This is a genomic window from Idiomarina sp., assembly GCF_048260185.1.
In the GTDB taxonomy this organism is placed as follows: Bacteria; Pseudomonadota; Gammaproteobacteria; order Enterobacterales; family Alteromonadaceae; genus Idiomarina.
Genome location: NZ_JBLXHB010000002.1, coordinates 38,507 through 51,244, shown reverse-complemented (window position 1 = coordinate 51,244; position 12,738 = coordinate 38,507). Strand labels below are relative to the sequence as shown.

The following is a 12,738-nucleotide window of genomic DNA, read 5'->3' as shown; positions in this document are numbered from 1 at the left end:
TTATCGCTAGGTTTTAACACTAGCTAGTTTAACGAATGTCGCGCTTTTCTTTAATTTTCTCATAAGCCGCCTGAATGTCCTGCGCACGCTGCTGGGCCTGCTTCATTACCTCTTCAGGTAAGCCTTTAGAGGCCAGCTTATCCGGATGATGCCGGGCCATTAACTTACGGTACGCTTTCTTAATTTCAGCGTTGCTGTTTTGCGCCGTTACGCCAAGCACTTCATAAGCGTTTTGAATTTCATCCTGGCTGGAGGTTTTTCGCTGTTGCTGATGCTGTTGCCGACGATGCTGGTGAAAACGAAACGCCGCTTTTTCCATCATCAACCATTGGTCCAGCTGGAAACGGGTAAAGCCAAGGTGCTTAGCCACGTTAACCAAGACTTCATGCTCTGACTTTTCCAGAATGCCGTCATTTAGCGCCAGGCCAATTAACTGCTCCATAAACAACTGAAGAACGTCGCGGTTACCGTAAAAAGAGGCGCTAAAATCCTTCATAACTTGCTGCAAAGGAAACGTCGGTTCTTTGCCCTCGCGAAACGCTTCCTGGGCTTCGCGGGTGGCGTCTGTATTTAAATTCAAACGGCGCATTAGCTCCTGCGCCTGAGAGATGTCGTTAGTGGTAACTTTGCCTTTTGCCTTGGCAACGTGCCCCATTACCGCAAACAGTGTGTAAATAAAATTGGCGTCCCCGGCGGCTTGCTCTGCTCCATACAAAAAGCGCCCCCAGGCACCTTTTTGAGAAAAGTCCTGAGCCATTCCCCGATCAAACCAGTGACCAATAAGCGCACCCAGAATAGCCCCCGGCCATTTCATAAACGCGAAGCCAGCCAATGCGCCAACTACTTTTCCCCAAACCATGTTATTTCTCCAGCCGCTGGTTAAGTTGATGCAAGCGCTCCGGCGTACCTACGTCTGTCCAAAATCCATCCTGATGGCTTGCTGCCAGTTGCTTCTTGTCTATTGCCCGGTCGAAAAAAGGTTTTAATGGTTGCTTCCCATCAGGGTATGGCGCCAACAGTTCCTTACGATACAGACCCACACCGGAAAACGTCTTGCGGTCGTTTCCGTCATTAACCAACATCCCATTTTCAATGACAAAATCACCGTCTTGATGATGAACTGGGTTATCCACCATAACTAAATGCCCCAGTTGCTCTTCGTCTAAGCGCGTTGGTAAATCCCGGTAATCCCAGTCTGTCCAGATGTCGCCATTAATAACCCAAAACGGGTCATCTCCGAGTAAAGGCAAAGCTTTAATAATACCGCCTGCGGTTTCAAGTCCGCCTTCCGGTTCCTTCGAAAAAGAAACCTGCAGCCCCCATTGACTGCCATCACCAACAAAATCTTCAATTTGCTCACCATGCCAGGCGTGATTAATAACCACCTCATTAACACCTGCATTTGCAAGCTTTTCCAGGTGGTAACCTAACAATGGTTTTCCCGCCACGGGTAACAAAGGCTTTGGCTGGTTATCCGTTAACGGCCGCATTCGACTGCCCCGCCCGGCAGCTAAAATCATCGCTCTCATAGGCTCTCCTTCCAGGCTGGGATAATGCGCTCACGCAACCAGCGATTGTAATTTGAAAGCTGAGAATAGTTAGCACTTACTTGCTGCAAATAACCCAGAGTTCTTGGCACGTCCTGTAAATAGCCGGGCTTGTGATCACGATGCGCCAACCGGGCAAAAATACCCGCCGCTTTGGTGTGACGCTGCAGCCCCATCCAGTCAAACCAGTGTTGCCATTGCTGCGGCTCAACCTGCGCCGCTAAACAGTCAGACTGTATCAGTTGTTGCCTTAACCCTTCACTCAATTCGTTAACCAACTCTTGCGGCCACTCAATATAGCAGTCGCGTAGTAACGACACTGCGTCATAGGTTACCGGTCCCAGTACCGCGTCCTGAAAATCGATAATACCGATACGATCATCGTCCAGCAGCATTAAGTTACGTGAATGAAAGTCCCGGTGAACTCCCACCTGCGGTTGTTGCAATGCGTTATCAATCATTTGCTGACTAAACTGGTTCCAGATTTCATCGTCCCCGGCATGCCAGTCTAAGTTCAGGTGCTGTTTCAGTAACCAGTCTTTAAATAACGACAGTTCGCGCTCCAGCAAAGCCGTATCAAAAGCCGGCAATTCGCCCTGCTCAGTCCGGCGTACCGACATAATATTCGGCAGCGCGGCGAGTGCCTGCTGGTAGTATTGCCTGGCATTACGCGGATGCAGTTTACTCAGCAACAATATCTGGCCAAAATCGGATTGCAGCATAAAACCCTGATCTAAATCTGCCGCAATAATCTCCGGTACCGTCACACCCGCTTCAGAATAGGCTTGTGCAACAGCCAAAAAAGGCTTCATTGGTTCTTTTTCGGGAGGGCAATCGACCGCTATCAGGCTTTCCTGACCATTAGTTGCCCGAAAATAACGACGGAAACTGGCATCACCAGACACAACTTCTAAAGTTGGTTGTGAAACGCCTGTCTGGGCTTCACACCAAGCCTGCAGAGCCACTTCTCGTTTGTCTTCCAAAATATCCTCCACCAAATTTGTCGCAAAGCCTTAAAACTAGCAGTGTACCAAATAGCGAAACAAACAAAATTGCTTTATTATACCCTCGCGCTGCAAAACAGAATAAATGCATTTAACAACAACGACGGAAGATTAAATTGCTGCAACGGTTTATTACTTCGCTAATGCTACTGCCCTTTCCCGGCAGCGCGCTAGCGGCTTTACAAAATCAAGACGCACCACAACACATGACTTGTACGGTGGCTCAGCCCACTGAAAGTATGATTGGCGCTGTCCAGTTGCAGAAAACCGAAGCCGGAACTATTGGCGTTGAGTCGCGTAGTGCCGAAATTCTCGCCAATGAAAAAGCATATTTTACCGGTAACGTCATCATTCAGCGTAACGGGCAGTGGCTGTCAACTTCAAAAGCCACTATAGACCAGCAGCGGGGCGAAATTCTCGCTTCAGACGGCATTACTTTTAATGACGGTTATTTAAGCGTTACCGGTGACTCTTTGTCGCTGGACTTAAACGATGACCAGGCCAAACTCTACAACAGTGATTACCGCCTGCAAAATCATAACGCGCGGGGCCATGCAGAGTTACTTTCGTTATCCCGGCAGGAAGTTCTATTGCAAGACTCAAGCTTCACCACCTGCCCGGGCGAAACCCCGGCCTGGCAATTACGCGCAGAGCGCATTGAAATAAATGAAACCAGCGACTTCGGTGAAGCCTGGCATGCCCGGTTTGAGCTATTTGATGTGCCTGTTCTCTATTTACCCTATTTTAATTTCCCATTAAGTGACGCGCGTAAAACCGGTTTGCTCTACCCAACGTTTGACTCATCATCAAACAGTGGTTTTGAAGTAGAAGTACCTTACTACTTTAATATTGCGCCCAATATGGATGCGACCATAGCTCCGGTTTATATGTCGGAGCGCGGCACCATGATGAAAGGTGAGTACCGGTATTTGTTTGAGCAAAATGCCGGGCAATTCAATTTAGAATATTTAGGCAATGACGACACCCGCATTGCAAATAAAAAACGCTACCTTTGGCACGTTCAGCATTCGGCACAGATAAACCAGGACTTGAGTTTTTACCTGGATGCGACCGAAATTAGTGACGACAACTATCTGAATGACTTTGGCAGTGACTTTGCCGGCCGCGCCGACACTCATTTGTATCGCGTCGCCCAGCTTGATTACGATAATGAAAACTGGACCGCGCAATTACGCACCGAAGACTACGAGCTTATTGGTGACTACCGCAGCCCTTATCGCACATTGCCGCAGCTTAGTATCGACTATAATACCGGCGACTTCACTGGCTTCAGCGCCAGCTTATACAACGAGCTAACCTACTTTCAGAATCAGGATCAGACACGCGAATACGCAACCCGGGCACATGTCGAGCCAAGCATTCAGTACCGTTTTGAAAAACCGGCTTTTGACACAGAAGCCGAGCTGTCTTACCTCTATACGCGCTACTGGCAGGAAAGTCCGGATACCAACATTACCGAAGAAGTTACCCGGACACTGCCCCGCGCCCGGGTAAGAGCCCGTTTACATCTGGAGCGAGCCATTGAGCTGGGTGACAGTCAATATCGTCAAACCCTGTCGCCGCAAATTCAGTATTTGTATGTGCCCTATGAAAACCAACAGAACATCGGCATTTACGATACGTCCTTATTGCAGGACGATTATCACGGGCTGTTCCGTAGCCGCCGTTTTTCAGGGTTGGATCGTATCGCCGAGGCTAATCAGATAACTTACGGTGTTAGCAGCAGCTTATTCACTCAGAATGAACGCGAAGTGCTGCGCGCCAGTATTGGGCAAATTTACAATATTAATGACAGTCGTACGCAATTGTTTGCCAGCGATGAAGAAACCACAACCTCCAGTAACAGTGAATGGGTTGCCGACATTAACTGGGCCGTTGATGAAAACTGGTCACTACGCAGCTCAATTCAGTACGATACGGAACTTAACACCACCCGCAAGAGTCAGACCGCGGTAGAGTTCCGTAAAGATGAATCAAACCTGATACAGGTCAGTCACCGCACGGCAACCAACATTCTGAACAACGATATTGAACAAGTTGGAACGCAGGCAGTTTGGTCAGCAAGTTCACGCTGGCAAGTCGCATCAAATGTCTTTTACGATCTCACACATGATCGTTTAAATGATGCTATGGTGGGCGTTCAATACAGCAGTTGTTGCTGGGCCTTACGGGTTAGCGCATACAGACGCATAAACCGTGATCTTGAGCCCGCTTTTAGTGCGACTCAGATAAACGGCGAAACTCAATTTGACAATGGCATTAGTATACAATTTATTATCAGCGGTTTAGCTTCTGATAGCAGTGGTCTAATTAACATGCTTGAGAAAAGTACGTACGGTTACCGCCGTCCTTTTTATCTCAGTAACTAGTGGTAGGTATAATGAAAAAAATTGCATCGTTTTGTTCAGCAGCTGTGCTGATTGCATCGTCTTTTTTGCTGAATAACACCGTTCAGGCTCAGCAAATACTGGATCGCGTTGTCGTCGTAGTGGACGATGGTGTGGTACTGCAAAGCCAAATTGACCAACTTATCCAACAAGTTAAAAACGGTCAGAACTTCAACGCAAGTAATGCACCTTCAGACGACGTTTTAGAGACTCAGGCTATAGAACGTCTGGTATTGCAGGAAATTCAGCTGCAAATGGCTGACCGCATGGGTATCGAAATTGACGACAATCAGTTAGAGCAAGCCATTAACGAAATTGCGAATAATCAAGACCTGACAACAGCTGAGCTTCGTGAAAACATGGTCAGTAGCGGTATGAGCTGGGCGGCCTATCGCGAAAACATTCGTAACGAACTGGTTATTCAGCAAGTTCAACGAGCCGCTGTACAGCAACGCGTGTCTATTACGCCGCAAGAAATCAACAACCTGGTGAAGCTAATAGAAAGTAACCAGGAAGTTCAGACCGAGTACCGTTTGGCGCAAATTCTGATTTCTGCTGACTCAAACTCGTCTCAGGCCGAACTAGAAAAAGCCAAAGAGCGTGCCAATACCGTTCTGAGCTTACTGGATAAAGGCAACGACTTTGCTGACCTGGCTGTACGTTCATCCTCAGGTTCTGCCGCCCTTGACGGCGGTGACATGGGCTGGATGACGGTTAACAGTATGCCGACCTTATTTGCTGAAGCTGTCGACGGAAAATCTGTAGGTGACGTTGTTGGCCCAATCCGCAGCGGTATCGGCTTTCATATTTTGAAAGTACAGGACAAGCGCGGAGAGCAGACTGTCGAAGTGCAGGAAGTTAAAGCGCGTCACATTCTTATCAAGCCTTCCGTTATTTTGTCGGACAACAAAGCAAAAGAAATGCTCGCTCAGTATCGTGAGCAAATAGAAAGTGGTGAGAAGACCTTTGAAGAACTGGCACGTGAGCATTCAGCCGATCCCGGTTCTGCTTCTCGCGGCGGCGATTTAGGCTGGGCTCGTCCTGATAAATACGCGCCGGAGTTCAAGCAAAAAGTAGAAAACATTGAGCAGGGTACAATAAGTGAACCGTTCAGCACACAATTTGGCTGGCACATTGTTGAAGTGACCGAGCGCAGAACCTCGGATGCAACAGAAGAAAGCAAGCAAGAACGCGCATACCAAATGCTGTTTAGTCGTAAGTTCCGTGAAGAACTCGATAACTGGCAGCAGGAAATTCGCGATCAGGCCTTTATCAGAAGAGTTGCTGAGTGAGTATACCAACCCTTGTATTCACACCGGGTGAGCCGGCAGGTATAGGCCCGGATCTGATTATAAAAATAGCACAGCAGCCCTGGTCGGCTGCTGTCGTTGTCTGTGCAGATAAGAATTTATTGAAACAACGAGCTGAGCAATTGGATCTTCCTATTACTTTGCACAAGTACAAAAAGGGTGAAGAACTACCGCAACATGAACCCGGACACCTTTGGGTAGAACATATTCCAGTGTGCGAAGAAGTGACTCCGGGCGAGTTATGCACAGCCAACGGTCATTACGTTGTTGATTGCTTAAAAAGGGCTTCTGACGGTAATCTTTCAGGCGAATTTGATGCCATTGTTACCGGCCCGGTACACAAAGGTGTGATAAATCAAGCCGGCGTGGCGTTCTCAGGACACACTGAATTTTTAGCCCATGAAGCAAACTGCAACGATGTGGTTATGATGCTGGCCACAGAAGGTCTGCGCGTAGCACTGGTCACAACTCACATTCCGTTGGCCTACGTGGCAAAAGCGGTTACCGCCGAACGTCTGACCAACATTATTACCATACTGCATAACGATCTGACCAAGAAATTCGGCGAGTCATCGCCCAAAATATTAGTTTGTGGATTAAACCCTCATGCGGGAGAGTCCGGGCATTTAGGCCGGGAAGAAATAGAGATTATAACTCCTGTTCTGGAACAACTTAAGCAGCAGGGCATGAACCTTCACGGCCCCTACCCCGCAGATACAATTTTCCAACCTAAGTATCTGGAGGACGCCAGTGCAGTAGTGGCGATGTATCACGACCAGGGTCTTCCGGTATTAAAATATAAAGGTTTCGGTCAGGCGGTAAACATTACACTCGGGTTACCTTATATCCGAACTTCTGTTGATCATGGTACAGCACTTGAGCTGGCCGGATCAGGCAAGATTAACGACGGTAGTTGCCGCCTGGCAATGCAAACCGCTATAGATATGGCAAGAGCAGCGTATTATGAATAAGAACCAAGGTGGGAGTAAACACCAGGGTGGAAGTAAAACCCACTTGGGTCACCGGGCACGTAAACGGTTCGGCCAAAACTTCCTGAATGACGAATACATTATTGAGCAGATTGTTGATGCCATTAACCCTCAGCCGGGTGAAAACCTGATTGAAATTGGCCCGGGTTTAGCAGCACTAACTGAACCGACGGTAGATCGCAGTGGTCATTTAAAAGTTATCGAAATTGACCGTGACTTAGTTGAACGACTACAGCATCACCCTTTTTTAAGTTCAAAACTGGAAGTAATTCAAGCCGATGCGTTAAGCATAGATTTTAGCCAGTTTGCAAAAGAGCAGCCGGCAAGAGTCTTCGGCAACCTGCCTTATAACATTTCCACGCCGCTCATTTTTCATCTGTTAAAGTTTGCCGATGACGTAAAAGACATGCACTTTATGCTGCAAAAAGAAGTGGTTGATCGTCTGGCGGCAGAACCTGGTTCAAAGAGTTACGGTCGAATCAGCGTCGGCGTGCAACAAGCCTGTAAGGTCACTCCCGTAGTTGCTGTTCCGCCATCGGCGTTTACGCCTCCGCCGAAAGTAGAGTCGTCGGTGGTTCGGTTGGAACCCTACACCGAAAGTCCTCATCCAGTTAAAGATAAAGCGCAACTGCACAGCTTATGTTTGACAGCGTTTAATCAACGCCGTAAAACAATAAGAAACAATCTTAAACAGTTGGTTCCTGCAGAGCAGCTGGAAGCCCTTGGCATTGACCCGGGCGCAAGGCCGGAAACACTCTCTGTAGACGATTACTGCAGGATATCCGACTGGCTCACTGAACACTCGCTCACAAAACAAGCGGAAAAGAATGACAGTCAGTAACATTACAGTAGAGGTTAAAACACAATATTTAGCGGCGCAGTCAAACCCTGATGCCGGACAATATGTGTTTTCTTACACCATAACCATAACCAATCAGTCCAGCCAGTTAGTGCAGCTACTTGCCCGCGAATGGCGCATTACCGATGCCGACAATAAGATTACCCGGGTGGCCGGTGACGGTGTTGTGGGACAACAGCCTAAACTGGCTGCAGGTGAATCATTCAGTTATACCAGCGGCACCGTTCTGGCTACGCCTATTGGTACTATGGAAGGTCACTACCTGATGATAGATGAACACGGCTCGCAGTTTAAAGCACCGATTCCGTCGTTCCGGCTGGCCATTCCTAATATTATTCATTAATTATGAGCAATTACGTTGTTGGTGATATTCAGGGCTGCTTCCGCGAACTTGAAGCTCTGCTTACTCAAGTCAGCTTTAACCCGGCAAACGACTCATTATGGTGCGTAGGTGATATTGTCGCGCGCGGCCCCGATTCGCGCGATGCGTTGCGTTTTTTCTACGAAAACAGTAACTCGGTACACACCGTATTAGGTAATCACGACTTAAACTTAATAGCAGTGTTGCTGGGTTACCGGCAGTCTAACCCGAAAGATAAACTTAACGCATTGCTAGAAGACAGCAACCGCTATGACTGGTTAGAGTGGCTTCGCCACCAGCCTTTGCTGCACCGGCTGGAAGAGCACAATACGGTAATAGCTCACGCCGGTATTTACCCATGGTGGACACTCGAACAAGCCAGTCAATACGCACATGAAGTCACGAAAGTTCTTACTGGCGATGAGTTTGAAAACTTTATGCAGCAATTATTTGGCAACTCGCCGGGAAAATGGGACTCAAGTCTGCAAGGTTTTGACCGATACCGTTTTATAGTGAACGCGTTTACCCGAATGCGTTACTGCAATCCGGAAGGTGAACTGGATTTTTCTCAAAAAGATAATCCATATGAGCGTTCGTCGCAGGATTCGTATAAGCCATGGTTTAACTTTTGGTCAGAATCTGAGAATCGAGTATTATTCGGGCATTGGGCTGCGCTAATGGGCGAAACCAACCGTCAGGATGTGATAGCGCTGGATACAGGCTGTGTCTGGGGTCAGTACATGACGTTATATAGCGTTGAAAATAAAACCTTCTTTCATGAACCGGCTTTGACCGGAAAGTGATAATAAAAATCATGCAGTGCTGAGGAAAGTTTCATGAAAATTACTGTTGCCATGCGAGTTATCGGTGGTTTTGCCATCATTACTTTGCTGTTACTCATCATTAGCTTAAGTTCGTTGTTTAATATCAACAGCATCGGCTCGTCGGTTGATAAACTCAACGATGAGGCGGTACCGGCACTGAATCAAGTTTCGGCTATTAAAGTCGATATTCTTGAGCTAGGAACTGTTCAGCTAGAAACCTTCTATGACGAAAGTTTAGAGCAGGTCGAAGCTCACAAAAAAGAGTTCAACGAATCTAACAAGTTGCTTTTTTCCTCTCTTGAGGAGCTTAAAAAGCTTATTAAGGGTAACGGTCAGAGTGACGAGATTAACGAGCTTGAAAAAGACTCACGCCAGTACATTAACTTGATAGACCGTCTGTTTAGTCAGCACAGCGAATATCTGGAATTACAAAACGTTACCGCTTCTCAGTTAGATGAAATTGCATTCAATATCGATGATGCGGCTATTATGCTGCTGGACACCATGGATGCCTCTAATAACGAGGTCATCTCTCGTGAAGCCAATAACATCGAGTCTTCGCTGTCCAGCCTTATCACCTTAATGTATGACTTGAACAAAGCAAATAAGTTAGACAGTGCCGAAATCATCCGCAGCGAAATTGATATTAATATCGACAGTATCCGCCCCCGCCTTCAGGTATTAGATGACGAACCAACAGGGGCTGCCGGGACAATGGTTGACGACGCAATTGCAACCGTTCGCGATGCGCTCGACAGCCTGCAGGGTGCAGGTTCTTATCCTGACAATGTCATTCGTCGGCAGCAGCTGCGCGTTGACTCAGAAGAGTCACTTAATAAATCAGAAGTTCAGTTAAATAAATTGATGGGAGAAGCCGACCGTTTGCAAACTGCGGTTCGCGGAATAGCCGATGGCACACGGGTCTCAGTAACAGATTCTATCTCTACCAGTAGTTGGCTCAATAGCATTATCACCATTATATCTATTGCTCTGGCCGTGTTTATTTCATGGTATACCGTGCGCAGCATCAGCCGTCCACTGTCACGTGTTAACTACATGCTGAACATTATGGCAGATGGTAACTTAACCGAACGTGTTGAATATAGCTCGCAGGACGAATTTGGAGAGTTAGCCTCAAATACCAATAAACTGACCGGTAATTTACGTAAACTTATTGAAGGTATTGCGAACCGTGCAACTCAGCTTGCTACGGCCGCAGAGCAGTCATCCAATGTTTCAGATGAGACAACTAACGCCATTGACGAGCAGCGCCGTCAAATTGAACAGGTTGCCACAGCTACTCAGGAAATGAATAGCACGGCCAGCGAAATGGCTGACGGTGCAGACCAGGCCTTACGCGAAATTCAACACTCTGATGATGAAGCAAAACGGGTTCGTCAAATTTCGGACAAAAACCGTGCAACCATCGAAGGCCTGGCAAATGAAATTAAAGGTGCATCAGAAGTTATCGATCAGTTGTCAGAAAACAGCAAAAACATTGGCGGCATTCTGGATGTTATTCGTGGCATTGCCGATCAAACTAACTTGCTTGCCCTTAACGCTGCAATTGAAGCGGCACGAGCCGGTGAACAAGGCCGCGGATTTGCGGTTGTTGCTGATGAGGTTCGTACTCTTGCAAGCCGTACTCAAGAGTCCACCGAAGAAATTCAGGACATGATTGAGAATCTGCAGAATGACTCTCAGCGAGCGGTTACCGTAATGAACAAAGGTCGCGAACAGGCAGAGCTCAGTGTGCAACAGTCTGACGAGGCGGCTCAGGCACTGCAGTCTATTACTGAGTCAGTGCATCAGGCGTCTGACAGCAGTAACCATATTGCTAATGCAGCGAAAGAACAAAGCAGCACAGCGCAGGATATCAGCGAGCGTCTTGAGTCTATTGTTTCCATTGCCGAACAAACGGCTTCTGGTTCCAAACAAACAGCTCAGGCGTCTAACGAAGTCGCTAAACTGGCCGATGAGCTTCAGGACTCAATTAAGAGCTTCAGAGTCTAAGACAAAAGCCTCTAAACTGCAGAAACGAAAAAGGCGCCCTTTAAAGGCGCCTTTTTACTATTTAACGGCTTTATAGCCTCAACATTTAACGCCCTTAGGCGGTTAAATTAATTTTAGCGAAGCGGCGTTTACCCACCTGATAAACTCCAGAATCCTTTTCTGTGCAGAGGTAACGCGAGTCACTGAATTTCTCACCGTCCACTTTAACGGCATTTTGTTTTATCATCCGCAACGCTTCCGAAGTGGACTCAACCAGGCCAGCTTCTTTTAACACATTACCTATAGCCATTCCCTCAGCTCCAACTTGCACCGTCTTTTCAGGTATGTCGTCCGGTAAGGCGTTTTTCTGGAAACGCTGAATAAAATCCTGCTCGGCTTTTTCTGCGTCGTCTTCCGAGTGAAAACGAGCGATAATTTCTTTTGCCAGCAAAACTTTCACATCGCGCGGGTTTTTGCCGTCAGCTACAGCGGCTTTCAGTTCGTCAATTTCGGTAATGGAACGGAAGCTGAGTAACTGGAAGTAACGCCACATAAGCTCGTCTGACACCGACATAATTTTACCGAACATGTCATTCGCCGATTCCGTAATGCCAATATAGTTATTCAACGACTTGGACATTTTCTGCACGCCGTCCAGCCCTTCCAGCAACGGCGTCATAATGACAGTTTGTGGACGCTGTCCTTCTTCTTTTTGTAGTTCCCGACCCATTAGCAGGTTAAAGCGCTGATCTGTACCACCAAGCTCAACATCGGCTTTTAATTCAACCGAGTCCCAGCCCTGAACTAACGGATATAAAAACTCGTGAATGGCTATGGATTGATTGTTCTGGTAGCGCTTTTTAAAGTCATCACGCTCTAACATACGGGCAACAGTTTGGCGGGCCGCCAGTTTAATCATGTCGGCCGCCCCCATTTTCGACATCCATTCGGAGTTAAAACGAATTTCGGTTTTAGCCGGGTCGAGAATTTTAAAAACCTGTTCTTTATAAGTTTCAGCGTTAGCAATAACCTGTTCGGTGGTTAGCGGCTTTCTGGTGACATTTTTGCCTGTAGGGTCACCTATCATGCCGGTAAAGTCACCTATCAGGAAAACCACTTTATGGCCAAAATCCTGAAATACTCTCAGCTTGTTAATTAAAACAGTATGGCCCAAGTGTAAATCAGGTGCAGTTGGGTCAAAGCCAGCTTTCACTATCAGCGGCTTACCACTGGCTAGCTTCTCAGCCAGTTCCTGCTCGAGTAAAACTTCTTCGGCACCGCGAGTAATCTCGGCAATAGCTTCCGCCACTTCGGTTTTCATTCTCATCTCCAACTGTAAAAACTCATAAACCAGCCATTTTACGCCATTATTACCCCTGTTTTAAGCTCAATAATCTGGTATTCTCCATTTTTTCGTATTATCCTCGAAACCATAAGGTTATTC

Annotated in this window: 11 protein-coding genes; 7 read left to right on the top strand and 4 right to left on the bottom strand. The window is 47.2% G+C overall.

Annotation, left to right across the window (positions count from 1 at the left end; translation table 11 throughout):
• Positions 1–28: 28 nt before the first annotated feature.
• From djlA to ACN0RF_RS05935, 3 genes are read right to left on the bottom strand one after another with little or no spacing between them, the layout of a single operon-like run.
• Positions 29–859 carry a co-chaperone DjlA gene (gene djlA / locus ACN0RF_RS05945; protein ID WP_011235453.1) on the bottom strand — a complete coding sequence of 277 codons (831 nt, stop codon included), beginning with the start codon at positions 857–859 and terminating at the stop codon, positions 29–31.
• Between the two features lies 1 nt (position 860).
• Positions 861–1,529, bottom strand: a complete 669-nt coding sequence (murU, locus tag ACN0RF_RS05940) for an N-acetylmuramate alpha-1-phosphate uridylyltransferase MurU (RefSeq protein ID WP_417438361.1) — start codon at positions 1,527–1,529, stop codon at positions 861–863.
• Complete coding sequence (locus tag ACN0RF_RS05935) at positions 1,526–2,530, bottom strand: aminoglycoside phosphotransferase family protein (protein WP_011235455.1); 1,005 nt, start codon at positions 2,528–2,530, stop codon at positions 1,526–1,528. Before ACN0RF_RS05935 ends, murU begins: the two co-directional genes overlap by 4 nt.
• Before the next feature lie 137 nt (positions 2,531–2,667).
• Between ACN0RF_RS05935 and ACN0RF_RS05930 the strand changes: the two genes are divergently transcribed.
• From ACN0RF_RS05930 to ACN0RF_RS05900, 7 genes are read left to right on the top strand one after another with little or no spacing between them, the layout of a single operon-like run.
• On the top strand, positions 2,668–4,941 hold the full coding sequence (locus ACN0RF_RS05930) for an LPS-assembly protein LptD (protein ID WP_417438360.1): 2,274 nt from the start codon (positions 2,668–2,670) through the stop codon (positions 4,939–4,941).
• An 11-nt stretch (positions 4,942–4,952) separates the two neighbouring features.
• Positions 4,953–6,251 (top strand): peptidylprolyl isomerase SurA, encoded by a 1,299-nt coding sequence (gene surA / locus ACN0RF_RS05925; RefSeq protein WP_417438359.1) that lies wholly within the window; start codon positions 4,953–4,955, stop codon positions 6,249–6,251.
• Entirely contained in the window at positions 6,248–7,240 is a 993-nt protein-coding gene (gene pdxA / locus ACN0RF_RS05920) for a 4-hydroxythreonine-4-phosphate dehydrogenase PdxA (RefSeq protein WP_417438358.1), read from the top strand. Before surA ends, pdxA begins: the two co-directional genes overlap by 4 nt.
• The gene (rsmA, locus tag ACN0RF_RS05915; RefSeq protein ID WP_417438357.1) at positions 7,233–8,099 is read left to right on the top strand and encodes a 16S rRNA (adenine(1518)-N(6)/adenine(1519)-N(6))-dimethyltransferase RsmA; all 867 of its coding nucleotides are present in this window, start codon (positions 7,233–7,235) and stop codon (positions 8,097–8,099) included. The genes pdxA and rsmA overlap by 8 nt, the downstream gene beginning before the upstream one ends.
• On the top strand, positions 8,086–8,460 hold the full coding sequence (gene apaG / locus ACN0RF_RS05910; RefSeq protein ID WP_417438356.1) for a Co2+/Mg2+ efflux protein ApaG: 375 nt from the start codon (positions 8,086–8,088) through the stop codon (positions 8,458–8,460). Before rsmA ends, apaG begins: the two co-directional genes overlap by 14 nt.
• Positions 8,461–8,462: 2 nt before the next feature.
• Positions 8,463–9,281 (top strand): symmetrical bis(5'-nucleosyl)-tetraphosphatase, encoded by an 819-nt coding sequence (locus ACN0RF_RS05905; protein WP_417438355.1) that lies wholly within the window; start codon positions 8,463–8,465, stop codon positions 9,279–9,281.
• A gap of 33 nt (positions 9,282–9,314) precedes the next feature.
• Entirely contained in the window at positions 9,315–11,315 is a 2,001-nt protein-coding gene (locus ACN0RF_RS05900; RefSeq protein WP_417438354.1) for a methyl-accepting chemotaxis protein, read from the top strand.
• Between the two features lie 94 nt (positions 11,316–11,409).
• On the opposite strand, the gene tyrS is transcribed toward ACN0RF_RS05900, so the two are convergent.
• On the bottom strand, positions 11,410–12,615 hold the full coding sequence (tyrS, locus tag ACN0RF_RS05895) for a tyrosine--tRNA ligase (RefSeq protein ID WP_417438353.1): 1,206 nt from the start codon (positions 12,613–12,615) through the stop codon (positions 11,410–11,412).
• Positions 12,616–12,738 lie beyond the last annotated feature (123 nt).

What these genes read in the sequence shown, in the direction of transcription:
- surA (WP_417438359.1), top strand. Translation starts at nt 4,953, where the DNA reads ATGAAAAAAATTGCATCGTTTTGTTCAGCAGCTGTGCTGATTGCATCG.
- ACN0RF_RS05900 (WP_417438354.1), top strand. Translation starts at nt 9,315, where the DNA reads ATGAAAATTACTGTTGCCATGCGAGTTATCGGTGGTTTTGCCATCATT.
- djlA (WP_011235453.1), bottom strand. Translation starts at nt 859, where the DNA reads ATGGTTTGGGGAAAAGTAGTTGGCGCATTGGCTGGCTTCGCGTTTATG.
- rsmA (WP_417438357.1), top strand. Translation starts at nt 7,233, where the DNA reads ATGAATAAGAACCAAGGTGGGAGTAAACACCAGGGTGGAAGTAAAACC.
- tyrS (WP_417438353.1), bottom strand. Translation starts at nt 12,615, where the DNA reads ATGAAAACCGAAGTGGCGGAAGCTATTGCCGAGATTACTCGCGGTGCC.
- apaG (WP_417438356.1), top strand. Translation starts at nt 8,086, where the DNA reads ATGACAGTCAGTAACATTACAGTAGAGGTTAAAACACAATATTTAGCG.
- murU (WP_417438361.1), bottom strand. Translation starts at nt 1,529, where the DNA reads ATGAGAGCGATGATTTTAGCTGCCGGGCGGGGCAGTCGAATGCGGCCG.
- ACN0RF_RS05905 (WP_417438355.1), top strand. Translation starts at nt 8,463, where the DNA reads ATGAGCAATTACGTTGTTGGTGATATTCAGGGCTGCTTCCGCGAACTT.